Consider the following 23,351-nt stretch of genomic DNA (forward strand, 5'->3'; position numbering starts at 1 on the left):
GTGACGCGTCCCCCCAAAATTGCGTGCGCGGTGCTGTCCGAGCCGATCCCGGACCGCGGGCCGACCATGCTTTTTGAGACACAGGAGAGGATGTGAAGAGTTCTATTCAACGGAACATCGGCCCGTTTGCATTGATGCTGACAGGGTTGGGTTCGATTATCGGCTCGGGCTGGCTGTTCGGCGCCTGGAAGGCCGCGAAGATTGCCGGTCCGGCGGCGATCTGCGCATGGATCATCGGCGCTGTGGTGATTCTCGCAATTGCACTGACTTACGCGGAATTGGGCGCGATGTTTCCTGAGTCGGGCGGCATGGTGCGCTACGCGCGCTACTCGCACGGTTCGCTGGTCGGTTTCATCAGTGCGTGGGCGAACTGGATCGCGATCGTATCCGTGATCCCGATCGAGGCCGAAGCGTCGATCCAGTACATGAGCACGTGGCCGTATCCGTGGGCGCACGCACTGTTCGTGAACGGCGAATTACAGACGCTCGGCCTGCTGTTGTCGGCCGTGCTGGTCGTCATCTACTTCATGCTGAACTACTGGGGCGTCAAGGCCTTCGCGCGGGCGAACACCGCGATCACGATCTTCAAGTTCCTGATCCCCGGCCTCACGATCCTCGGCCTGATGCTGACGAGCTTCCACTCGGAGAACCTCGGCACTGCATCCAATGCCAGCTTCGCGCCGTACGGCTGGTCGGCCGTGCTGACCGCGGTCGCGACGAGCGGCATCGTGTTCGCGTTCAACGGCTTCCAGAGCCCGGTGAACCTGGCCGGTGAAGCGCGCAACCCGTCGCGCAGCGTGCCGTTCGCGGTAATCACGTCGATCCTGCTCGCACTCGTGATCTATGTGCTGCTGCAAATGGCGTATATCGGCTCGGTGAATCCGGCCGACGTCGCGAAGGGCTGGGCGCACTTCAACTTCTCGTCGCCGTTCGCGGAACTCGCGATCGCGCTGAACCTGAACTGGCTCGCGATCCTGCTGTATGTCGACGCGTTCATCAGCCCGAGCGGCACCGGTACGACCTACATGGCGACGACCACCCGCATGATTTACGCGATGGAGCGCAACAACACGATGCCGAAGATGTTCGGCAACGTGCACCCGATCTACGGCGTGCCGCGCCAGGCGATGTGGTTCAACCTGCTCGTGTCGTTCATCTTCCTGTTCTTCTTCCGCGGCTGGAGCTCGCTCGCGGCAGTGATCTCGGTGGCGACGGTGATTTCGTACCTGACCGGCCCGATCAGCCTGATGGCGCTGCGCCGTTCGGCGACCGACATCGAGCGTCCGCTGTCGATTCCGCTGATGAAGCTGATCGCCCCGTTCGCATTCGTCTGCGCGTCGCTGATCCTGTACTGGGCGAAGTGGCCGCTGACGGGCGAGATCATCCTGCTGATGATCGTCGCGCTGCCGGTGTATTTCTACTTCCAGGCGAAGTCGGGCTGGACCGGCTGGGGCGCCGACCTGAAGGCCGCTTGGTGGCTGGTCGCGTACCTGCCGACGATGGCCGTGCTGTCGCTGATCGGCAGCAAGGAGTTCGGCGGCCACGGCGTGCTGCCGTACGGCTGGGACATGGTGGTCGTCGCGGCGATCTCGCTGGTGTTCTACTTCTGGGGCGTGAATACCGGCTACCGGACCCAGTATCTCGACGAGCGTGAATCGCACGACGAGATCCTCGAGGGGGTCGGTGCCTGACGCGTGACCTGTCGCCGGATTCGGCGGCGGCAGCAAGCAGCGTAAAAAACCCGCCCGAGCGATGCTCGGGCGGGTTTTTTGTTGGGCGGTCGGCGGCTGCCGCGCGACCGCTCAGGCGGTCGTGCTGGCGAACACGTAGTTCGTCATCGCAAGCACGCGCTGGTACGTGCCGAGTGACTGGATGCCGAGCTGGTAGTCGTCGTCCGCCGCGCCGAGTGCCGTGAACACCGGCAGCAGATGCTCGTCGGTCGGATGCATCAGCGCCGCGTGCGGCGCCTGCCGGCGGTAGTCGAGCAGCGCGTCGACGTCGCGCGCGGCCAGCTTCGCCTCGAACCAGTCGGTGAATTCCGCGACACTCGGATCCACATCCTCGGGGGCGGCACCGAAATCGGCGGCGCGCAGGTTGTGCGTGATCTGGCCCGAGCCGATCACCATCACGCCTTCGTCGCGCAGCGGTCGCAGCGCGCGGCCGAGTGCGAAGTGGTGGGCGGCATCCGCGCGCGGCTGGATCGACAGCTGCGCCACCGGCACGTCGGCTTCCGGGAACATCAGCAGCATCGGCACCCACGCGCCGTGGTCGAGGCCGTGCTCGGTCGTCGCGGTCTCGATGCCGGCCGCATTCAGCAGCCCGGCCGCGCGTTCGGCGACGTCGGGCGCGCCGGGCGCCGGGTAGCGGATGTCGTACAGCGCCTGCGGGAAGCCGTAGAAGTCGTGGATCGTTTCCGGATGCGCGGCAATGCTGGCGACGGGGCGCTGCGTGCCCCAGTGCGCGGACAGCATCAGCACCGCGCGCGGGCGCGGCAATTCGGCGGCGAGATGCGTGAATGCGCCGGACGGCAGCGTCGGGTCGATCGGCAGCGTCGGAGCGCCGTGGGACAGGTAGAGCGAAGGCAAGCGGTTCATGGTGGTGGCCTGCAAAGGGATTTGCCTGTGACTATAGGCGCGCACCGGATATTGATAAATTCGCGATCAGGAATTTGATTGACGCTTGTTTGTTGATAATGCGGGCGACGCCATGCGCATTGCGGCAGCTGGATGCTGTATGCGTGAAATTGAATGAATTTCGGTGGAGATAAGTGCAGATGCGTGACGAAGGGATCGCCCGGCGTGCGCTTACTGCGCGTGCCGGATGCCGGCCCACGGCGTCGTCAGCGGTGCGCTGAGCGCGAACAGGTCGAGCACGCGCGTGACGGTCTGGTCGACGAGTTCCTCGATCGTCTTCGGCATCGCGTAGAACGCGGGCAGCGGCGGGAAGACGATGCCGCCCATTTCGGTGACGGCCGTCATGTTGCGCAGATGCGCGAGGTTGAACGGCGTTTCGCGCACCATCAGCACGAGGCGGCGGCGTTCCTTCAACGTGACGTCGGCTGCGCGCGTGATCAGGTTGTCGGACAGCCCGTGTGCGACGCTCGCGAGCGTCTTCATCGAGCAGGGCGCGATCACCATCCCGTCGGTCGCGAACGACCCCGATGCGATCGTCGCGCCGACGTCGCGCACCGAATGCACGACGTCCGCACGGCTTTCGACATCCGCCTTCGACAGCTTCAGTTCGTGCTGGATGTTGAGCCAGCCGGCGTTCGAAATCAGCAGGTGCGTTTCGACGCCGCCGGCGGCGCGCAGCAGGTCGAGCAGCCGTACGCCGTAGATCGCGCCGGTGGCGCCGGTGATCGCGACGATCAGCCGGCGTGGCGGCGCGCTGGGAGATGCCATCGAAAGGAGGGGCGTATTACGCGGCGGCGAACAGTTGCTGCAGTTCGCCCGACTGGTACATCTCCATCATGATGTCCGAGCCGCCGATGAATTCGCCCTTCACGTAGAGCTGCGGGATGGTCGGCCAGTTCGAGAATGCCTTGATGCCCTGGCGGATCTCGTCGTCTTCGAGGACGTTGACCGTCTTGAACTGGTCGACGCCGCAGGCCTTCAGCACCTGGATGGCGCGGCCCGAAAAGCCGCACATCGGGAATTGCGCGTTGCCCTTCATGAAGAGCACGACCTGGTTTTCGTCGACGATTTGCTTGATACGTTGTTGGGTGTCCATGACTGACCTTGCGTTTGCGGGGCGTTAGATCGAAATGATAGCGGATTTCAACCGGGCGGGCCGGGCATCAGCCCGGCAGGCGGCCGCCGGTCGTGCGTTCGATGGCGGCCAGATCGGCGAGCGATTCGACCGCGACGAAGCCGTGCGAGGCGAGCACCGCGCGCACGGCCTCGGCCTGGTCGTAGCCATGCTCGATCCAGAGCGTGCCGCCCGGTTTCAGATAAGAGCCGGCGCCCGCGACGATCGTGCGGATCGCGCTGAGGCCGTCGGCATCGTCGGTGAGCGCGCCGCGCGGCTCGAAACGCAGGTCGCCTTGCTCGAGGTGCGGATCGTGCTGCGCGATGTAAGGCGGGTTGCTGACGATCGCGTCGAATGCGAGTGCCGGATCGAGCGCCGCATACCAGTCGCTCGCCAGCCAGTGCAGTGGCCCGCCGGGGCGGCGCGCGTCGAGCAGCTTGCCGGCGTTGCGTTGCGCCACTTCGAGTGCGGCCGGCGAACGGTCGAGCGCCCACACGCGCGCATCGGGACGTTCGGCGGCGATCGATACGGCGATCGCGCCGCTGCCCGTGCCGAGATCGAGCACGGCCGGATGCGGCAGCCCGTCGATCGCATCGAGTGCGGCTTCGACGAGCAGTTCGGTTTCGGGGCGCGGAATCAGCACGTCGGGCGTCACGTCGAACGGCCGGCCGAAGAATTCGCGCATCCCGACGAGCTGTGCAACGGGCTCGCCGGCCAGGCGGCGCGCCTCGAGCGCGCGGTAGCGTTCGACCGCGGCCATGTCGAGCGGCGCGTCGCCGCGGGTGATCAGTTGCGTGCGGGTCCAGCCGAGCGCGTGCGCGAGCAACACGCGCGCATCGACCGCGTCGAGCGGCGACGCGCGCAGCAGTTCGTCGGCGGTGGTGTCGGGCATCGCGGCCTCAGTCGGCATCGCCGAGCGACGCGAGCAGTTCGGCCTGGTGTTCGCTGACCAGCGCGCTGATCAGTTCGTCGAGGTCGCCGTCCATGAGCGCTTCGAGCCGGTACAGCGTCAGGTTGATCCGGTGGTCGGTCATCCGGCCCTGCGGGAAGTTGTACGTGCGGATCCGCTCCGAGCGGTCACCGGAGCCGATCAGGCTCTTGCGTGTAGCGGCTTCCTTCGCGTGCTGCTCGTGATACTGCTTGTCCTTGATGCGCGCGGCGAGCACCTTCAGTGCGCGATCCTTGTTCTTGTGCTGCGAACGGTCGTCCTGGCACTCGACGACGATCCCGGTCGGGATGTGCGTGACGCGCACCGCCGAATCGGTCTTGTTGATGTGCTGGCCGCCCGCGCCGGACGCGCGGAACGTGTCGATCCGCAGGTCGGCCGGATTGATCTCGACCTCGCCGATTTCGTCGGCTTCCGGCATCACCGCGACCGTGCACGCGGACGTGTGGATGCGCCCCTGCGTTTCGGTGGCCGGTACGCGCTGCACGCGATGGCCGCCCGATTCGAACTTCAGGCGCGAATACGCGCCCTGGCCCGCGATCCGCACGATCACTTCCTTGTAGCCGCCGAGATCCGACGCGCTTTCCGACATCATTTCGACCTGCCAGCGCTGGCGTTCCGCGAAGCGCAGGTACATGCGCAGCAGGTCGCCCGCGAACAGCGCCGATTCGTCGCCGCCCGTGCCAGCACGGATTTCGAGGAAGATGTTGCGGTCGTCGTTCGGATCCTTCGGCAGCAGCATCTTCTGCAGCTCGGTCTCGAGGCGGGCCATGCTCTCGCGTGCGCTGCGGATTTCGTCTTCCGCGAAGTCGCGCATCGACAGATCGCCGAGCAGTTCCTGTGCAGCCGTCTCGTCGCTGCGCGACTGGCGCCACAGCGCGTACTGTTCGACCACCGGGCCGAGTTCCGCATGTTCACGCGTGAGCTTGCGGTACTGGTCGAGGTCGGCCGTGACGTTTTCGCGGCTCAGCAGGTCGTTCAGTTCGGCCAGCCGTGTGGACAGCTGGTCGAGCTTGCGTTGCATGCTCGTCTTCATGGTGTGGAGCGGCGCTCCCGGGCAAGGGGTATTCGGAAAGGATAGGTCGGCGCGCGGCCGGTGGCAGGGCGATCGGCCGGCGCTAGTGGCCGGACTGGTCGTTCGAGCGCGGTGCGTGCTGGTAGAAGCCGCGCATCAGGTCGATCAGCGAATCGCGATCGGCGCCGTTCACGCGGTTGAGCGCGCTCGTCGGGCCGTGGATCAGCTTGTTGGTCAGCGCCTGCGACAGCGCTTCGAGCACGGCGGCCGGATCGTCGCCGCGCGCGAGCAGCTTCTGCGCCTTGTCGACTTCGGCCCGGCGCAGCGCGTCGGCCTGCGTATGCATGTGACGAATCACCGGCACGACGCTGCGCGTGTCGAGCCATTGCATGAAATTCTGCACGCGCGTTTCGATGATCGTTTCGGCCTGCGCGACTGCAGCCTGACGCGATGCATTGCCTTCTCGCACGATCGCGCCGAGATCGTCGACGGTGTAGAGGAACACGTCCTTCAACTTGCCGACTTCGGGCTCGATGTCGCGCGGCACCGCGAGGTCGACCATGAAGATCGGCCGGTGGCGGCGTGCCTTCACCGCGCGCTCGACTGCGCCGAGGCCGATGATCGGCAGCGTCGACGCCGTGCACGACACGATGATGTCGAATTCGTGCATGCGGGTCGGCAGATCCGCGAGCGGCATCGCACGGCCGTTGAAGCGTTCGGCGAGCCGCTGGCCGCGTTCGGCCGTACGGTTCGCGACGACGAGTTCGCGCGGGCCTTGCGCGGCGAAGTGCGTCGCACACAGTTCGATCATCTCGCCGGCGCCGATGAACAGCACTCGCTGATCCGACACCTTTTCGAAGATCCGTTGCGCGAGGCGCACCGCGGCGGCGGCCATCGACACCGACTGCGTGCCGATTTCGGTCGTGCCGCGCACTTCCTTCGCTACCGCGAAGGTGCGCTGGAACAGCTGGTTCAGATAGGTGCCGAGTGCGCCGGCTTCCGTCGCGGTGCGGACGGCGTCCTTCATCTGGCCCAGGATCTGGGTTTCGCCGAGCACCATCGAATCGAGGCCGGATGCGACGCGGAATGCGTGCCGGACCGCTTCCGACTGCGGCAGCGCATAGACGTGCGGCGCGAGTTCGTCGACCGGGATCCGGTGATACTCCGACAGCCAGCGGATCGCGCCTTCGCGTGCCGCACGATCGTCGGTTGCGCAATACAGTTCGGTGCGATTGCAGGTGGAGAGGATCGCCGCTTCGGGCGTATTGGGCGCCTGGGGGCCGAGAAACAGGTTCTTGAACGTGACGAGAGCCGGCTTGATCTGCTCGAGCGGAAACGCCACGCGTTCGCGCAGGGCGACAGGCGCAGTGTGGTGATTGATTCCGATCGTGAGGAGTTGCATATCGAGGGCTATCGTTTAGCCTCATATTATAGCGTTTCAGCGATTTCCTCACTCGCCGCATACCGGGCATCAGCGTGCCGGGGCCGGGAATTTGGGGGCTCGATCGGCACGCGGTCGAGCTGATAGCCGTAGCCGTAAAGCGGCAGCAGCCGGTAGCCGCGCTCCGGAAGCAGCTGCAGTTTGCTGCGCAGCCGGGACGCGTGGGTATCGAGCGTGCGCGACTTCATGTCGCGGCGGCGCGCCCACACCGTTTCGAGGATATGGGCGCGCGACACCGGCCGCGACAGGTTCGTGAACAGCAGCTGCGCGAACCGGAACTCCTTCGGCGTGAGTGAAACGATTGCGTCACCGAAGCGAACAAGGCAGTGCGTGGCGTCGAAAGCGTATTCGCCGTACATTTCGCGCGAGCGGGTGGGTGCCCGGCGCACGCCGGCGCGCCGGCTCAGCGCGTTGACGCGCGCGAGCATCTCGGGCCCGCTCACGGGGCGCACGAGGCAATCGTCGGCGCCCGCATGCAGGCACGACACGATTTCGCTTTCGCGCGGCAACTGCATCACGGCGATGGCCGGCAGGCCGGGCAGGATGGCCTGCGCGCGCGGAATGACTTCCTCGGCCGGCTGGTCGCCGGCCCAATGGCCGGTGATCAGCATGTCGCAGGTGTCGGTGGCGAGCCACTCGAAGAACGCCGCACTGGACGGAAACGCGTGGCACACGTGACCGCCTGCGAAGAGCAGGCGGTTCAGGAGCGCGGCATGGCGCGCTTCCGGATCGATCAGAGCGATTCGCATGAGAATTTCTTCAATACGGCAGCCGGCGCGCGCTTGCCATAACGTCGAGTCGGCCCCTACACTCGAATGTTGGCGGCACCCGGCTGGTCTCGGGTTCGATGGATGAATCGATGCTAGCCGCTGGCAACGTTCACGCCTATGGGACGAATCTGAATTTATAGAAGGCGTCGAATGAACTGGTTTGGAATCCTTGTCCTGGGAGCGGCCGTCGGGCTGTTCGGCCGATGGCTGCATCCGATGCGGCGCACGGGCCGGCCGGCGTGGTGGATCGCGGTGCTCGCCGGCATCGTCGGCGCGGGTGCGGCCCGCATGGCCGGCAATCTCTCGGGACTGTTTTACGATGGCGAGACGCTCGAATGGCCGGTCTGCACCGGTGTCGCGTTCCTCGTCGTAGCCGTGACGGTTACGCTGTCGGCCCGTCGCTGAATGTTCTCAGGTGAAATCATGAATGCCCGTCTTCCCGAAGTCTCGCCGGTGCCGGCCCGCCTCGCGCTGCTGCGTGGCGCCATGGCCCGCGAGGACCTGGCCGCCTATCTCGTGCCGTCCGCCGATCCCCATCTGTCCGAGTACCTGCCGGAGCGCTGGCAGGCCCGTCGCTGGCTGTCCGGCTTCACGGGCTCGGTCGGCACGCTGGTCGTGACCGCGGATTTCGCGGGGTTGTGGGTCGACAGCCGCTACTGGGTGCAGGCCGATGCCGAACTGGCCGGCACGGGCGTGCAACTGATGAAGATGACGGGCGGGCAGCAGAGCGCGCCGCACGTCGACTGGCTCGCGCAGAACGTGGCGGCAGGGGCGACGGTCGGCGTCGACGGTGCCGTGCTCGGCGTCGCAGCCGCACGCGGGCTGACGGGTGCGCTGAATGCACGCGGCATCGCGCTGCGCACCGATCTCGACCTGCTCGACGCGATCTGGCCCGAGCGGCCGGGCCTCCCCGGCGACAAGGTGTTCGAGCACGCGGCGCCGCAGGCCGATACGACGCGCGCGAGCAAGCTGGCGGAAGTGCGCCGCGCGATGCGCGCGCAGGGTGCGCAATGGCATTTCGTCTCGACGCTTGACGACCTCGCATGGCTGTTCAACCTGCGCGGCGCCGACGTCAACTTCAATCCCGTATTCGTTGCGCACGCAATGATCGGCGCCGATCGCGCGACGCTGTTCGTCGCCGACGGCAAGGTGTCGCCGGCGCTGGCCGCGTCGCTCGCGAAGGATGGCGTCGACGTTCGCGCCTACGACGCCGCGCGCGCCGCGCTCGCGTCGCTGCCTGACGGCGCGACGCTGCTGATCGACCCGCGCCGCGTGACGTTCGGCACGCTCGAGGCTGTGCCCGCCGGCGTGAAGCTCGTCGAGGCCGTGAATCCGTCGACGTTCGCGAAGTCGCGCAAGACGTCCGCCGAGATCGAGCACGTGCGCGTGACGATGGAACACGACGGCGCCGCGCTCGCGGAATTCTTCACGTGGTTCGAGCAGGCGGTGAACCGCGAGACGATCACCGAGCTGACGATCGAGGAAAAGCTCACGGCCGCACGCGCCCGGCGCCCCGGCTACGTGTCGGCGAGCTTCGCGACGATTGCGGGCTTCAATGCGAACGGCGCGATGCCGCACTACCACGCGACGCCGGCGTCGCACGCGACGATCGCCGGCGACGGCCTGCTGCTGATCGATTCGGGCGGCCAGTACGTGACGGGCACGACCGACATCACGCGCGTCGTGCCGGTCGGCACCGTCAGCGACCTGCAGCGGCGCGACTTCACGATCGTGCTGAAGTCGATGATGGCGCTGTCGCGTGCCCGCTTCCCGCGCGGTATCCGCTCGCCGATGCTCGACGCGATCGCGCGCGCACCGATGTGGGCGGCCGGGCTCGACTACGGCCACGGCACGGGGCATGGCGTCGGCTACTTCCTGAACGTGCACGAAGGCCCGCAGGTGATCTCGCACTACGCGCCGGCCGAGCCGCACACGGCGATGGAAGAGGGCATGATCACGTCGATCGAGCCGGGCGTGTACCGTCCCGGCCAGTGGGGCATCCGGATCGAGAACCTGGTCGTGAACCGCGCGGCCGGACAGACGGAATTCGGCGATTTCCTCGCATTCGAGACGCTGACGCTGTGCCCGATCGACACGCGCTGCGTGCTGATCGAGATGCTGCACGACGACGAGCGCGCATGGCTGAACACGTATCACGCGACCGTGCGCGAGCGTGTCGGCCGGCACCTGAGCGGCGATGCCAAGGCATGGCTCGACATGCGCACGCAGCCGATCTGACACAACACGCGATAACGGCCGGACCACGGCCGAACGACACAACCGAGGGCAGGCAATGGCGGACACCGCAGTGATCGTGGTCGACATGCAGCGCGGGCTGGTGGAGCGGGCGCAGCCCGCTTACCGGCTCGACGACGTGGTATCGGGCATCAACCGGCTGACGGCGGCGGCGCGTGCGGCGAACGCGCCCGTGTGCTTCGTGCAGCACGACGGCGATGCGGACGACGACATCGTGCCCGGCACGCCGGGCTGGGAGCTGCATGCGGGGCTGGTCGTCGGGAACGACGACTGGCGCGTGCGCAAGCAGGTGAGCGATTCGTTTCACGACACGCCGCTCGCGGCGCAGCTCGACCGCCACGGCATCCGTTCGGTGCTGATCTGCGGCTATGCGACCGAGTTCTGCGTCGATTCGGCCGCGCGCCGCGCGGCGCTGCTCGGCTATCGGACGACGGTCGTGTCCGACCTGCACACGACGAACGAGCGCACGCACCTGCCGGCCGCGCAGATCGTCGCGCACCATCACTTCGTATGGCAAAACAATTCGCTGTCGGGCAACCCGGTGACGCTGCGTCCGCTCGCGGACGTTCTTTCGACGGAGTTCGCATGACGATCAAGGCCGTGGTGTTCGATTTCGGCGGCGTGCTGATCGACTGGAGCCCCGAGTATCTTTACCGGGAGTTGATTCCCGACGACACGGAGCGTCGCTGGTTTCTCACGCACGTGTGCGCGATGGACTGGGTGATCCGCCAGGACGGCGGGCAGACGATCGAGGAAGGCACGGCCGAGCTTGTCGCGAAGTTCCCGGAGCACGAGGCACTGATCCGCCCGTTCTACGCGCGCTGGCACGAGATGATCGGCGGGGTGCTCGACGAAGGCGCCGCACTTGTCGACCGGCTCGACGCGCAGGGGATGCCGCTGTTCGGGCTGACGAACTGGTCCGCGCAGACGTTTCCGTATGCGTGGGACAACTTCCCGGTGCTGCGGCGTTTCAAGGAGATCGTCGTGTCGGGGCGTGTGAAGCTCGTGAAGCCCGATCCGGCGATCTATCGCGAGATGCATGCGCGGATCGAGCCGCACCTGCCGGGCATCGCACCGCACGAACTCGTGTTCATCGACGACAACGCGAAGAACGCCGCGGCCGCGACGGCGCTCGGCTGGCACGGCATTCATCACACGAGCGCGGCAGCGACCGAAGCACGCCTGCGTGAACTGGGCGCGCTGGTGTAAGCGGCGGGGACGCAACGCGGGATAAAAAAAGCGGGCCGTGAGCCCGCTTCTTCGTTGTGCCGTTCCGGAAGCGGCCCGCTTCGGCACCGGCCCCGCGTGATCGCAGCGCCGGCCACCCGGGCCGAGCCGGTCAGCGGCTGATCGGCTTGTAGCGCAGACGCTTCGGCTTCGCGGCTTCCTCGCCGAGGCGTGCACGCTTGTCGGCTTCGTACTCCTGGTAGTTGCCGTCGAAGAACGTGACCTGCGAATCGCCTTCGAACGCGAGGATGTGCGTCGCGATCCGGTCGAGGAACCAGCGATCGTGCGAGATCACCATCACCGAGCCCGCGAATTCGAGCAGCGCGTCTTCCAGCGCGCGCAGCGTTTCGACGTCGAGGTCGTTCGACGGTTCGTCCAGCAGCAGCACGTTGCCGCCCGAGATCAGCGTCTTCGCGAGGTGCAGGCGGCCGCGTTCACCGCCGGACAGGTTGCCGACGATCTTCTGCTGGTCGCCGCCCTTGAAGTTGAAGCGGCCGATGTACGCACGCGACGGCGTTTCGTACTTGCCCACCGTCAGCACGTCGGCGCCGCCCGAGATTTCCTCGAACACCGTTTTCGACCCGTCGAGCGCGTCGCGGCTCTGGTCGACGTACGCGAGCTTCACGGTCGGGCCCATCACGACTTCGCCCGAATCCGGCTGTTCCTTGCCGGTCAGCATCTTGAACAGTGTCGACTTGCCGGCGCCGTTCGGGCCGATGATGCCGACGATCGCGCCGGCCGGGATCTTGAAGCTCAGATTGTCGATCAGCAGGCGGTCGCCGAACGACTTGCTGACGTTCTTGAACTCGATCACTTCATTGCCGAGGCGTTCGCCGGCCGGAATGAAGATTTCCTGCGTTTCGTTGCGCTTCTGGTATTCCTGGCTGCTCAGCTCCTCGAAGCGCGCGATACGCGCCTTCGACTTCGCCTGGCGGCCCTTCGGGTTCTGGCGCACCCACTCCAGTTCCTTCTTGATCGCCTTCTGGCGTGCCGATTCCGACGCTTCTTCCTGCTTCAGGCGCTCTTCCTTCTGGTCGAGCCAGCTGCTGTAGTTGCCCTTCCACGGAATGCCGTGGCCACGGTCGAGTTCGAGAATCCACTCGGCTGCGTTGTCGAGGAAGTAGCGATCGTGGGTGACCGCGACGACGGTGCCCGGGAAGCGCACCAGGAACTGCTCGAGCCAGTCGACCGATTCCGCGTCGAGGTGGTTGGTCGGTTCGTCGAGCAGCAGCATGTCGGGTTTTTCGAGCAGCAGCTTGCACAGCGCGACGCGGCGCTTTTCACCGCCCGACAGGTGTTCGATCTTGGCGTCCCACGCCGGCAGGCGCAGCGCGTCGGCGGCCACTTCGAGCTGCTGCTCGGGGCTGCCGCCGTCGCTCGACGCGAGGATCGCCTCGTACTTCGCCTGCTCGGCTGCGAGCGCGTCGAAGTCGGCGTCCGGCTCGGCGTACGCCGCGTAGATTTCCTCGAGTTTCTTGTTGGCCTGGAACAGGTCGCCGAGGCCTTCCTCGACGGCTTCGCGCACCGTCTTCGTCGGGTCGAGCTGCGGTTCCTGCGGCAGGTAGCCGATGTTCAGGTTCGGCATCGGCGTGGCTTCGCCTTCGATGTCCTTGTCGACGCCCGCCATGATGCGGATCAGCGTCGACTTGCCCGAGCCGTTCAGGCCGAGCACGCCGATCTTCGCGCCGGGAAAGAACGACAGCGAGATGTCCTTCAGGATCTGGCGCTTGGGCGGCACGATCTTGCCGACCCGGTTCATCGTGAAAACGTATTGGGCCATTTCGGTGTGAAATTCAGAAGTGGTTGAGACTGCCGCGCAGCGCGCGGGCGTGGCGGCGTCGGGTGATTCGGTACGGAGCGTGCCGCGCAGGGCGCGGCGGCGTCGCCGCGTGTCGGCGGCGCGAGCGGCTATTGTACTTCGCCGCCGAGTGTCGCTGACAGCGGCGGGTGGCTGCAGCGGTCCGGATTGGCCATTCGGTCGAGGCTACAACCACGCGGCGACGCCGCCGTGCCCCGAGCACGTGCCGCGCCGGTGACGGCTGAAGCTGTAGGTGCCGTCGCGGCAGCGCGCGCTCGCGCCGTCGGGCACGCGGCCCGATTTCGAATGCGCGGGGGCGTGCACGGTTTCGCCGTCGCGGTTGCGATACGTGTCGTGTCGGTCGAGATCGGCTTCGTTGCCGTAGCCGGTCGGTGCGCGGTAGGCATACGCGGAAGGCGTTAATGCGGCACATGCAATGACGAGTGCGGCGGACAGCGTCGCGATGCGTGTCGCGCGGCGGAGCAGGGCAGGCATGGTCTCTCTCGGTCTGTTGTTATCGGTTTCGGGCCGCATGTTAGCCGATCGGCAGAAGAAGCGCGCCGTGAGGGAGGGCGCTACGCCGCGCCGGACATCGATGCCGCGCCGTCGGCCAGTGCGGCGTCGAGGATCCATCGGCGGAATGCCGCGACCTTAGGCCGTTCCGCGTGATGCGGCGGATAGACGAGGTAGTACGCGAAATCGTCGAGCCACGCGACGTCGGCGAGCTGCACGAGCCGGCCGCTTGCCAGCTCGCCGCGCACCATCGCGGCCGGCAGCAGCCCGGCGCCCTGGCCGGCGACGATCGCCTGCAGCAACAGGCCCGAGTCGTCGAACGCGGGGCCGCGCGGCGGCCCGAAATCGTCGATCCGCTGCGCGCCGAACCAGATATGCCAGCCCTTGCGCTCGGCGTCGTGCAACTGAGGCCAGCCGACGAGCTCGGCCGGCGTCGCCGGCATGCCGAGCCGCGCGACGAGTTCGGGCGACGCGAGCGCGACGATTTCCACCGTCAGCAGGCGCTCGCTGCACAGCCCGATGTAGCGCCCGAGGCCATGACGGATCGCGACATCGACGCCGTCGCGCGAGAAATCCGCCAATGCGTGGCTCGTGACGACCTGCAGGTCGACGTCCGGGCACGCCTCGCGGAATTGCGCGAGGCGCGGGACGAGCCACGCGGATGCGAAAAATGGCGTGACGCTCACCGTCAGCACGCCGCTGTCGGCGGCGCCCGACACACGCTGCGACGCATCGGCGATCTGCCGGAACGCGTTGCGCACCGGCGGCAGGTAGTCGCGGCCGGCGGCCGTGAGCAGGATGCCGCGGTTGACGCGCTCGAACAGTTGTACGCCGAGATGCGTCTCGAGCGTGCGGATCATCTGGCTTACCGCGCCGGGCGTGACCGACAGCTCCTCGGCAGCCGCCTTCACCGACAGGTGGCGGGCGGCCGCTTCGAATGCGCGCAGCGGGTTCAGAGGCGGCAAGCGGGAACGATTCATTCAGTTTTTCTAAATCGAAAGTCCGACGAAATATCGTTTGAGACGATGCATGTGCACGAGTACCGTTGACGTATCGGATCGCATGCTTCGCGACTGCCTGTCGGCGGCCGGTGCGATCAACATAGTTCAACTATATCCATGAGGCAATCCGGACGCCGACCGGCGGCCGGTGGAACCTGAGAGGAGCATCGTCATGAACCGCCCGGGCGCATCGCGCCTTTTCTACGGCTGGTACGTGGTTGCGGCCGCGTTCGCCGTTACGTTCGTCGGTTTCGGCAGCGCCTATACGTTCAGCGCGTTCGTCGAGTCGCTGCAGCGGGATTTCGCCGCATCGCGCGGGCAGATCTCGCTCGTGTTTTCGCTCGCCGGCTTCCTGTATTTCGGCTTCGGGATCGTCAGCGGGCCGCTGGCCGACCGCTTCGGCTCGCGGCGGCTGGCCGTCGCCGGGATGCTGCTGACGGGCATCGGGCTCGCGGCTGCCGGCGTCGCGCATACGCTGGTGCAGGTTTATGTCGCGTACGGGCTCGGTGTCGGGCTCGGCGTCGGCTGCGCGTACGTGCCGGCCGTCGGCGCCGTGCAGCGCTGGTTCGTGCGCCGGCGCGGCTTCGCGTCGGGGCTCGCGGTCGCCGGGATCGGCGTCGGTACGCTGGTGATGCCGCCGCTCGCGTCCGCGCTGATCGCGCATGTCGGCTGGCGCGGCGCGTATATCACGCTGGCCGTGATCGCGGTCGTGATCGGCGCGGGGATGGCGTTGCTGATCGAGAACGATCCGCGTGGGCGAGGGCTGCTGCCGGATGGGGAGGCGGCGCATGAGCCCGTCGAGGGCGGCGGCGCGAAAGCTGCCGTGCGCGATGCGGCGGCGTCGGTGTCCAGTGCAGCCGCGAGTCGCAAGCCGGCTGCCGGCGCGACGGTGCGCGAAGCCGTCACGTCGCGCTCGTTCGCGAGTCTCTACGCGGCATGCCTCATCTGCTCGTTCGGCGTGTTCGTCCCGTTCGTTCATCTCGTGCCGTACGCGCTCGACCATGGCGTCTCGTCATCGACGGCCGTGCTGCTGCTCGGTGCGATCGGCGTCGGCAGTACGGCCGGCCGTTTCTTCCTCGGCGGCCTCGCCGACCGCTTCGGCCGCCGCACATCGCTGCTCGCGATGTTCGCGGGCATGGCCGTTGCGCTCGTCGCGTGGGCCGGCGCCGGCACCGTCGCGACGCTTGCCGCGTTCGCACTCGTGTTCGGCGTGTTTTATGGCGGCTGGGTCGCCGTGCTGCCGGCAGTCGTGATGGACTACTTCGGCGGCCGCAACGTGAGCGGGATCATCGGCGTGCTTTATACGAGCGTCGCATTCGGCACGCTGATCGGGCCGACCGCAGCCGGCTTCATCTACGACGCGGGCGGCGGCTATCTCGTGCCGATCCTGGTCAGTGCCGCTGCAAATGCGATCGCGTTCGCAATCGTCGCGACGACAGGGCGTGCGTCGACGGCCGCACGCGCGGTGCGCGGATAGGCGCGTTTCGGCCGACGCACCATCGCGAATTCCGGTAGGGTGGCCGGATCGTGAACCGAAGGCAGGTAGCCGGGAGGCACCGTGACATTCGATGAAGTCCGGCAGATTGCACTGGCGTGGCGCGGCGTCGAGGAGGGCACGTCATACGGCACGCCCGCACTCAAGGTGAAGGGCAAGATGCTCGCGCGGCTGCGCGAGGACGGCGACACGCTCGTCGTGAAAGGTGTCGGCCCCGACGAGCGCGCGTGGCTGATCGAATCGGAACCTGACGTGTATTACGTGACGGATCACTACGTCGGCTGGCCGATCGTGCTGGTGCGGCTGTCGGCGGCCCATCCGGACGCCGTGAAAAACCTGCTTCTGCGAGAATGGCAGGCCGTGGTCCCCGCCAAATGGCGCGACGAGATGGCGAACGGCACGCGCTGACGCGCCGCCGGTTGCGACTGGCTGATCCGATGTTGCCGGAGGCTTTCGGCGCGTTCGCGAGTCGCCACGAACGGTACAAGCGTTGCATCGATCGCTGTCGATGCAACAAGTGGTTCCATCGAAATTCTTCAATTGGTTCTTAGTGAAGAACCGTTTGATGCTTACACTCCTTCGCTTCGAAGGCAGCTGACGAAAGCCGACGGACAGGGCGCACGCGATGCGCCGGCGCCCTGCGCGCCGCATCGCACCCGCAGCTTCGCAGACTGCGTCGCGCACTGTTCCGGAACGGCCCCCGGTCCGACTGCGCGCCTGCCACCCATGCAGGCGCCGAATCCGGCCCGGCTCAAGAACCACAATCCCCCGTGCTGCCTTCACGCGATACCCGGCCATACCGGAACCGTTTTTTGGAGAGAGACAGATGAGTGGAAGCAACACAGGCCTCGGTACGGGCCTGAAGCAGCGGCACGTGACGATGATGTCGATTGCCGGCGTGATCGGCGCGGGCCTGTTCGTCGGCTCCGGCCACGCCATCGCGGAAGCCGGCCCGGCGTCGATCCTCGCGTATGCGATCGCGGGGGTGCTGGTCGTGCTCGTGATGCGCATGCTCGGCGAGATGGCAGTCGCCCATCCGGACAGCGGTTCGTTCTCCACCTATGCCGATCGCGCGATCGGCCACTGGGCCGGTTTCTCGATCGGCTGGCTGTACTGGTGGTTCTGGGTGCTGGTGATTCCGATCGAGGCGACCGCCGCCGCGACCATTCTCAATGCATGGTTCCCCGGCGTTGCAACCTGGATCTTCGCGCTCGGCATCACGCTGGTGCTGACGGTCACCAATCTCTTCTCGGTCAAGAACTACGGCGAATTCGAATTCTGGTTCGCGCTGATCAAGGTCGTCGCGATCGTCGTGTTCCTGTGCATCGGCGGCGCGGCGATCGTGGGCATCATCCCGGCGCCGGCCGTATCGGGCGTGTCGAACCTGTTCGTGCATGACGGCTTCATGCCGCACGGCGCCGGCGCCGTGCTCGCGGCGATGCTGACGACGATGTTCTCGTTCCTCGGCACCGAGATCGTGACGATCGCGGCCGCCGAATCGGACAACCCGCAACGCCAGATCGTGCGCGCGACGAATTCGGTGATCTGGCGTATCACGCTGTTCTATCTCGGCTCGATTCTCGTCGTCGCGGCCATCGTGCCGTGGAACGACCCGCTGCTGCCGAAGCACGGCTCGTATCAGCGCGCGATGGAGCTGATCGGCATCCCGAACGCGAAGGCGATCATCGACGTGATCGTGCTCGTGTCGGTCGCAAGCTGCCTGAATTCGGCGCTGTACACCGCGTCGCGGATGCTGTTCTCGCTGTCCAAGCGCAAGGATGCGCCCGCGTTCCTGCATCGCACCGATTCGACCGGCACGCCGCGCGCGGCCGTGCTCGCGTCGACCGCGTTCGGTTTCGTGACCGTGATCGCGAACTACCTGATGCCGGAGCAGGTGTTCGGCTTCCTGCTGGCGACGTCGGGTGCGATCGCGCTGCTCGTGTATCTCGTGATCGCGATCTCGCAGCTGCGGATGCGCAAGACGCTCGAATCGAGCGGCGCGGACCTGACGCTGCGGATGTGGTTGTTCCCGTGGCTCACGTGGGCAGTGATCCTGTTCATCTGCGGCACGCTGACCGTGATGCTCGTGAGCGAGGATCACCGGATGGAAGTGGGTGCGACGGCCGTGCTGGCGCTGATCGTGCTGCTGGCGTCGTGGCTGAACAAGCGTGGCCGCGATGCGCAGGCGAGTGAAGGGCGGCGCGTGTCGGCGATGTGATGAACTTAACGTGGCAGCGGGGCGCGAAGCCCCGGTCATGAAAATGGCCCGAGCGGTGATTGCCGGTCGGGCCGTTTGTCTTTTTGCGCGACTGACCTCATGTCCATTTGCGCTCGCATCCTCAGGATGGGTTCCGATCTCGAGTCGCCGACAGTTTCTTCGTCATCTTCTTCGTCGATGCCGTTGCGCAAATCGCCTTCGCCGCAGGAAGCATTGATCCGTCACCCCATTCCTTGCGTGCAGTCTTTTCGCAGGATGCGTCTCGCGCCGCCTTCCATTTTGAGAGCCGCGCCTCGAGCAATGCTTTACGTTCCGGATGCTCATGGACCTGTTTGTCGACAACTTGCTGTAGCTCGCGTTCGGCAACAATCTGGTCACGCCAGGCGCAGAAATTCATGCCGGTTTGGCTCGAATCGCAGTTGTTCAACAGCGAGGTGACTTCACTGGCAGGCAATCCGCTGCGCGCAGATATCTCGTCGGCCGGGGTCGGGTCGGCAAGTGCGACTGCCGAAACCATCATGAACAGCCATAGGCAGTGCTTTGTCATCGCGTCCTCTGGGGTTGGAACGGAGCGGCCTCCAGACGGCGGCGATTAACAAGGCCGTTCGATCGAATCGCGCGAAGGCGGCGCCCATGAGCGTCGCGTGGGTGAATGTAGACTCGTTGGGTCATGTGCGATACGACGCCGGCATCGTTGTTCTGATTCGCGGATTGAAGCGCAGCGAGTGCGCCAGTATTGCCTGCGTTATACGTATAGCTGACCAACTCATCGAATTGAGCTTGGGTGAGTTCGCGCTGCGTGACGCTCCTGCGCACCTGAGATTCCGCAGTGCTTACGCGCGCCGCCAACTGCGCATTGACCTGGGCCGGCGTTACCGGACGACGGAGCTCTTCAGGAGTGCACGGCCCACTGTGCGCAAGCGTTCCCACGCCGAAGGTGCAGTTGTTCGCCTGATCGTTGTAATAGTGCATGACCGCTTGTTCACGGTCACGCAACGCGGCCCAGCCGGCTTCGCTCAGTCGCATGTTTTCGTTTGCCATCCTTATCCTCTCAGTGTTTCTTCCAGCCCAAGACGGCCGCGAGGGCAGAGCACTTTAGCATCAGGTTGTTACGAAGAACGCAATGGTGCCCCGTGCTGTGCCGGGAGCCATGTGCTTTTGATGCCACTGTCGAATGAAATTGGAACGGTATGGCGTGTCCGATTTCGACGCTGCTGAAATGGATCGATCGGGCCGGGCAGCCCGCAACGGGCGCGGAGAGTAGGGCGTTCGGCATGGCGGTTTGCGCCGTCAGCCGCTATACCGAGCGCGATGCTCGACCGTTGCAGGGGACGCCACTTTGCGGGAGCGAGATGCTAGGCCCGGGCGTCAATACTGCCGACCAAATGGTTACAGTCAGTCAACTGAAGTGGAACGATGCCGGGCGCATGAAACGAAAAACCCCTTGCGGCACCGAGGCCGCAAGGGGTTTTCCGTGTATTGCCGTACGCCTGGGTGATTCGCTCAGACGTTGAACAGGAAGTTCATCACATCCCCGTCGTGCACGACATATTCCTTCCCTTCCGCGCGCATCTTGCCGGCTTCCTTCGCGCCTTGCTCGCCCTTGTAGGTGACGTAGTCGTCGAACGCGATCGTCTGCGCGCGGATGAAGCCGCGCTCGAAGTCGGTGTGGATCACGCCGGCTGCCTGCGGCGCCGTGTCGCCGATATGGATCGTCCACGCGCGCACTTCCTTCACGCCGGCGGTGAAGTAAGTTTGCAGGCCGAGTAGCTTGAACCCCGCGCGGATCACGCGGTCGAGGCCCGGCTCTTCCATGCCCATGTCGGCGAGGAACGCTTCCTTGTCCGCATCGTCGAGATCGGCGATTTCCGCCTCGATCGCCGCGCACACGGCCACGACCGGCGCATTCTCGCTTTCCGCATATTTGCGGACCGCGTCGAGGTGCGGGTTGTTCTCGAAACCGTCGTCCTTCACGTTGGCCACGTACATGGCCGGCTTCGCGGTGATCAGGCAGAACGGCTTCAGCAGCGCCTCTTCGTCGTCCGACAGCGCGAGACCGCGCACGGCCTTGCCCTGGTCGAGCTGCGCGCGCACCTTTTCGAGCACCGCGACGAGCTTCGCCGCTTCCTTGTCGTTGCCCGACTTCGCAGCCTTCGAATAGCGCGTGAGCGCCTTTTCGACGGTGCCGAGGTCGGCGAGCGCGAGTTCGGTGTTGATCACTTCGATGTCGTCGATCGGGCTGACCTTGCCGGCGACGTGAATGACGTTCTCGTCCTCGAAGCAGCGCACGACGTGCGTGATTGCGTCGGTTTCGCGGATGTTCGCGAGGAACTGGTTGCCGAGGCCTTCACCCTTGCTCGCGCCCGCGACGAGGCCCGCGATGTCGACGAATTCGACGACGGCCGGCACGACACGCTCCGGCTTGACGATCTCGGAGAGCGCCTTCAGGCGCGTATCGGGCACTTCGACGATGCCGACGTTCGGCTCGATCGTGCAGAACGGGTAGTTCTCGGCGGCGATGCCGGCCTTGGTCAGCGCATTGAACAGGGTGGACTTGCCGACGTTGGGCAAGCCGACGATGCCGCATTTGAGACTCATGGAATCCTTCGGACGGGTAAGGCGGCGCGGCCGGACAGGGCACGGCGGCGCGGGAAAAAAGGGCGGCCGGCGCTTGAGGCGCGGCGGGCCGACGGTCAAAGGCGCTATTGTACCGTGCCGACGCCCCGGATTACGGGCTCGCGCCGAATGGCCGATGCGGCGGGCCGCCGCGCTGCCGCATCGGCCTGCGATTCTGCTGATTTCCCGCAAAGTCCGGCCGCGTAAGGGTTTGGCCCCGCGGCTATAATGCCCGCCATGACTGCCCACCACACCTTCGACGTCGCCGTGGTCGGCGGCGGGCTCGTCGGCAAGACGGCCGCGCTCGCGCTGACCCAGTCCGGCTACAAGACAGCCCTGCTCGCCCAGCCGGCCACGCCGCGCCCCGCCGATCTCGCATTCGACACGCGCGTCTACGCACTGTCCTCCAGTTCGCAGGCGCTGCTCGAGCGGCTGCGGGTCTGGCAGGCGCTCGATCACAGCCGGCTCGCACCGGTCTACGACATGCGCGTGTACGGCGATGCGCACGCGGAACTGCATTTCTCCGCGTACCAGGCGTCCGTGCCGCAACTCGCATGGATCGCCGAATCGTCGCTGGTCGAGGCGTCGCTCGACGCCGCGCTGCGGTTCCAGCCGAATCTGACGTGGTTCGATGCGCGCGCACAGGGTTTCGACGTGCGCGACGACGCGGCCGTGCTCACGCTGTCGTCGGGGCAGGTGCTGGAAGCGGACCTCGTCGTCGGCGCGGACGGCGCGCATTCGTGGGTGCGCTCGCAAATGGGGGCCAAGGTCGAGCGGCGCGACTACCGGCAAACCGGCGTCGTCGCGAACTTCAAGGCGTCGCTGCCGCACCGCGAGACCGCTTACCAGTGGTTCCACGAAGGCGAGATCGTCGCGCTGCTGCCGCTGCCGGACGGCCATGTATCGCTCGTCTGGTCCGCACACACCGCGCATGCGGATGAATTGCTCGCGCTCGATCCGGCGCAGCTCGCGGCCGAGGTCGAGCGCGTGTCGCATGGCCAGGTCGGCACGCTCGACTGCGTGACGCCGGCTGCCGGCTTCCCGCTGGCGCTGCAGACGGTCGACAAGCTGATCGCACCGCGCGTCGCGCTCGTCGGCGATGCCGCGCATCTGATCCACCCGCTCGCGGGGCAGGGGATGAACCTCGGCTTGCGCGACGTCGCGGCGCTTGCCGACGCGATCGCGGGCAAGGAAAGCTTCCGCAACCTCGGCGATACGGTGCTGCTGCGCCGCTACGAGCGTTCGCGCCGCGAGGACATCCGCGCGCTGATGGTCGCGACCGACGGGCTGCAGCGGCTGTTCGCGGTGCCGGGCTCGCTCGCGAAGGCCGTGCGCAATGCGGGCATGGCCTTCGTCGGCGCGCAGCCGCTGGTAAAGCGCTGGCTCGTGTCGGCCGCGCTCGGCTGATCGATCGAACCTTCGGCCGCTTCGCCGGTCGGACACGGTTCCGTTACGGCGTACACTGTGCCGTGCACACCGATTGAGCTGAAGGAAGATTTCAATGAAAAAAACGATCCGCATCGCGTCGCTGGCGCTGGCCGTCACGATGGCGACGCTTGGCTGCACCGCGCAGGCCGACCAGACCACCGACAAGCTGAAAGCGACGCTGCAGGCCCGCCTCGGCAGCGACGCGCCGATCAAGAGCGTGTCGAAAGCGCCGGTCGCGGGCCTTTACGAAGTGAACCTCGGCTCGCAGATCATCTATAGCGATGCGGCAGGCGACTACGTGCTGCTCGGCGATCTCGTCGACACCAAGACGCACAAGAACCTGACCGACGCGCGCCTGTCCGAAATCAACAAGATCGATTTCGCAAGCCTGCCGTTCGCGAATGCGATCAAGGTCGTCAAGGGCAACGGCGCCCGCAAGATCGCGGTGTTCTCCGATCCGAACTGCCCGTATTGCAAGAAGCTCGAGACGACGCTGCAGTCGGTCGACAACGTGACCGTCTACACGTTCCTGTACCCGGTGCTGTCGCCGGATTCGACCGCGAAGTCGAAGGCGATCTGGTGTGCGACCGACCGCGCGAAAACATGGGAGGGCTGGATGCTCGACCACCGCGCGCCGTCCGGCGCCGGTACCTGCGATACGACCGCGCTCGACAAGAACCTCGCGCTCGGCCGCGGGATGAACGTCACGGGCACGCCGACGATTTTCCTGCCGGACGGCCGCCGCCTGCCGGGCGCCGTGTCGGCCGACCAGCTCAACCAGGCGCTCGCCTCGAGCAAGTAACCGACACACGCCGGGCCGCATGGCCTGGCCAGCGAGGGGCGCCCGCATCTGCCGGCGCCTCTCTTCGTTTCCGCCGCC

23 protein-coding genes are annotated in these 23,351 nt (G+C 66.3%); 10 read left to right on the forward strand and 13 right to left on the reverse strand.

Annotation, left to right across the window (positions count from 1 at the left end; all coding sequences use genetic code 11):
* Positions 1-92: 92 nt before the first annotated feature.
* Positions 93-1,691, forward strand: coding sequence for an APC family permease (locus CFB82_RS02615; protein ID WP_069247015.1), 1,599 nt, complete (start codon positions 93-95; stop codon positions 1,689-1,691).
* Between the two features lie 111 nt (positions 1,692-1,802).
* Here CFB82_RS02615 and CFB82_RS02620 read toward each other — a convergent pair whose 3' ends face one another.
* From CFB82_RS02620 to CFB82_RS02650, 7 genes are all read right to left on the reverse strand, one after another.
* On the reverse strand, positions 1,803-2,594 hold the full coding sequence (locus CFB82_RS02620; protein ID WP_089483361.1) for a DODA-type extradiol aromatic ring-opening family dioxygenase: 792 nt from the start codon (positions 2,592-2,594) through the stop codon (positions 1,803-1,805).
* Between the two features lie 210 nt (positions 2,595-2,804).
* Positions 2,805-3,401: a UbiX family flavin prenyltransferase gene (locus CFB82_RS02625; RefSeq protein ID WP_048251007.1), complete on the reverse strand. Its 597-nt coding sequence runs from the start codon at positions 3,399-3,401 to the stop codon at positions 2,805-2,807.
* 16 nt (positions 3,402-3,417) lie between these two features.
* Entirely contained in the window at positions 3,418-3,729 is a 312-nt protein-coding gene (gene grxD, locus CFB82_RS02630) for a Grx4 family monothiol glutaredoxin (protein WP_011350791.1), read from the reverse strand.
* Positions 3,730-3,796: 67 nt separating this feature from the next.
* Complete coding sequence (gene prmC / locus CFB82_RS02635) at positions 3,797-4,639, reverse strand: peptide chain release factor N(5)-glutamine methyltransferase (protein ID WP_089444869.1); 843 nt, start codon at positions 4,637-4,639, stop codon at positions 3,797-3,799.
* Positions 4,640-4,646: 7 nt separating this feature from the next.
* Complete coding sequence (gene prfA, locus CFB82_RS02640; protein WP_039352121.1) at positions 4,647-5,729, reverse strand: peptide chain release factor 1; 1,083 nt, start codon at positions 5,727-5,729, stop codon at positions 4,647-4,649.
* A gap of 82 nt (positions 5,730-5,811) precedes the next feature.
* Positions 5,812-7,110: a glutamyl-tRNA reductase gene (gene hemA / locus CFB82_RS02645; protein ID WP_069247018.1), complete on the reverse strand. Its 1,299-nt coding sequence runs from the start codon at positions 7,108-7,110 to the stop codon at positions 5,812-5,814.
* A 26-nt stretch (positions 7,111-7,136) separates the two neighbouring features.
* On the reverse strand, positions 7,137-7,898 hold the full coding sequence (locus CFB82_RS02650) for a response regulator transcription factor (protein WP_069247019.1): 762 nt from the start codon (positions 7,896-7,898) through the stop codon (positions 7,137-7,139).
* Between the two features lie 171 nt (positions 7,899-8,069).
* On the opposite strand from CFB82_RS02650, the gene CFB82_RS02655 reads away from it, so the two are divergent.
* Genes CFB82_RS02655 through CFB82_RS02670 form a run of 4 tightly spaced genes read left to right on the forward strand, consistent with a single transcriptional unit; the run spans position 8,070 to position 11,384 of the window.
* On the forward strand, positions 8,070-8,324 hold the full coding sequence (locus tag CFB82_RS02655) for a hypothetical protein (RefSeq protein ID WP_039352130.1): 255 nt from the start codon (positions 8,070-8,072) through the stop codon (positions 8,322-8,324).
* Positions 8,325-8,342: 18 nt separating this feature from the next.
* Positions 8,343-10,157 (forward strand): aminopeptidase P family protein, encoded by a 1,815-nt coding sequence (locus CFB82_RS02660; protein ID WP_069249210.1) that lies wholly within the window; start codon positions 8,343-8,345, stop codon positions 10,155-10,157.
* Positions 10,158-10,212: 55 nt separating this feature from the next.
* Positions 10,213-10,764 carry a cysteine hydrolase family protein gene (locus CFB82_RS02665; RefSeq protein WP_089483362.1) on the forward strand — a complete coding sequence of 184 codons (552 nt, stop codon included), beginning with the start codon at positions 10,213-10,215 and terminating at the stop codon, positions 10,762-10,764.
* A complete protein-coding gene (locus CFB82_RS02670; RefSeq protein ID WP_089483363.1) occupies positions 10,761-11,384 on the forward strand; it encodes an HAD family hydrolase in 624 nt (207 codons plus the stop codon). Before CFB82_RS02665 ends, CFB82_RS02670 begins: the two co-directional genes overlap by 4 nt.
* Before the next feature lie 130 nt (positions 11,385-11,514).
* Here CFB82_RS02670 and ettA read toward each other — a convergent pair whose 3' ends face one another.
* The 3 genes from ettA to gcvA form a co-directional block, all read right to left on the reverse strand.
* Entirely contained in the window at positions 11,515-13,182 is a 1,668-nt protein-coding gene (gene ettA, locus CFB82_RS02675; RefSeq protein WP_027783420.1) for an energy-dependent translational throttle protein EttA, read from the reverse strand.
* A gap of 204 nt (positions 13,183-13,386) precedes the next feature.
* Positions 13,387-13,695, reverse strand: a complete 309-nt coding sequence (locus tag CFB82_RS02680) for a DUF3761 domain-containing protein (RefSeq protein ID WP_069247022.1) — start codon at positions 13,693-13,695, stop codon at positions 13,387-13,389.
* 80 nt (positions 13,696-13,775) lie between these two features.
* Complete coding sequence (gene gcvA, locus CFB82_RS02685; protein ID WP_069247023.1) at positions 13,776-14,693, reverse strand: transcriptional regulator GcvA; 918 nt, start codon at positions 14,691-14,693, stop codon at positions 13,776-13,778.
* A gap of 193 nt (positions 14,694-14,886) precedes the next feature.
* Here gcvA and CFB82_RS02690 point away from each other — a divergent pair, with 193 nt between their 5' ends.
* The 3 genes from CFB82_RS02690 to gabP all read left to right on the forward strand — a co-directional run bounded on the left by CFB82_RS02690 (position 14,887) and on the right by gabP (position 18,427).
* Positions 14,887-16,191 (forward strand): MFS transporter, encoded by a 1,305-nt coding sequence (locus CFB82_RS02690; RefSeq protein WP_089483364.1) that lies wholly within the window; start codon positions 14,887-14,889, stop codon positions 16,189-16,191.
* Positions 16,192-16,272: 81 nt separating this feature from the next.
* On the forward strand, positions 16,273-16,617 hold the full coding sequence (locus tag CFB82_RS02695; RefSeq protein ID WP_047851577.1) for an MmcQ/YjbR family DNA-binding protein: 345 nt from the start codon (positions 16,273-16,275) through the stop codon (positions 16,615-16,617).
* Positions 16,618-17,035: 418 nt separating this feature from the next.
* A complete protein-coding gene (gene gabP, locus CFB82_RS02705; RefSeq protein WP_069247025.1) occupies positions 17,036-18,427 on the forward strand; it encodes a GABA permease in 1,392 nt (463 codons plus the stop codon).
* 121 nt (positions 18,428-18,548) lie between these two features.
* Here the strand turns inward: gabP and CFB82_RS02710 are convergent, their stop codons facing one another.
* The 3 genes from CFB82_RS02710 to ychF form a co-directional block, all read right to left on the reverse strand.
* The gene (locus CFB82_RS02710) at positions 18,549-18,974 is read right to left on the reverse strand and encodes a lysozyme inhibitor LprI family protein (protein ID WP_083265828.1); all 426 of its coding nucleotides are present in this window, start codon (positions 18,972-18,974) and stop codon (positions 18,549-18,551) included.
* Positions 18,971-19,468, reverse strand: a complete 498-nt coding sequence (locus tag CFB82_RS02715; protein WP_083265829.1) for a lysozyme — start codon at positions 19,466-19,468, stop codon at positions 18,971-18,973. Before CFB82_RS02715 ends, CFB82_RS02710 begins: the two co-directional genes overlap by 4 nt.
* Positions 19,469-19,930: 462 nt before the next feature.
* Positions 19,931-21,025, reverse strand: a complete 1,095-nt coding sequence (gene ychF, locus CFB82_RS02720) for a redox-regulated ATPase YchF (RefSeq protein ID WP_069247026.1) — start codon at positions 21,023-21,025, stop codon at positions 19,931-19,933.
* A gap of 246 nt (positions 21,026-21,271) precedes the next feature.
* On the opposite strand from ychF, the gene CFB82_RS02725 reads away from it, so the two are divergent.
* Both CFB82_RS02725 and CFB82_RS02730 read left to right on the forward strand, forming a co-directional pair.
* Entirely contained in the window at positions 21,272-22,450 is a 1,179-nt protein-coding gene (locus CFB82_RS02725) for a UbiH/UbiF family hydroxylase (protein WP_089424390.1), read from the forward strand.
* A 94-nt stretch (positions 22,451-22,544) separates the two neighbouring features.
* The gene (locus CFB82_RS02730; RefSeq protein ID WP_039362328.1) at positions 22,545-23,273 is read left to right on the forward strand and encodes a DsbC family protein; all 729 of its coding nucleotides are present in this window, start codon (positions 22,545-22,547) and stop codon (positions 23,271-23,273) included.
* Positions 23,274-23,351 lie beyond the last annotated feature (78 nt).

It is taken from the genome of Burkholderia sp. HI2714, assembly GCF_002223085.1.
Classification (GTDB): domain Bacteria; phylum Pseudomonadota; class Gammaproteobacteria; order Burkholderiales; family Burkholderiaceae; genus Burkholderia; species Burkholderia lata_D.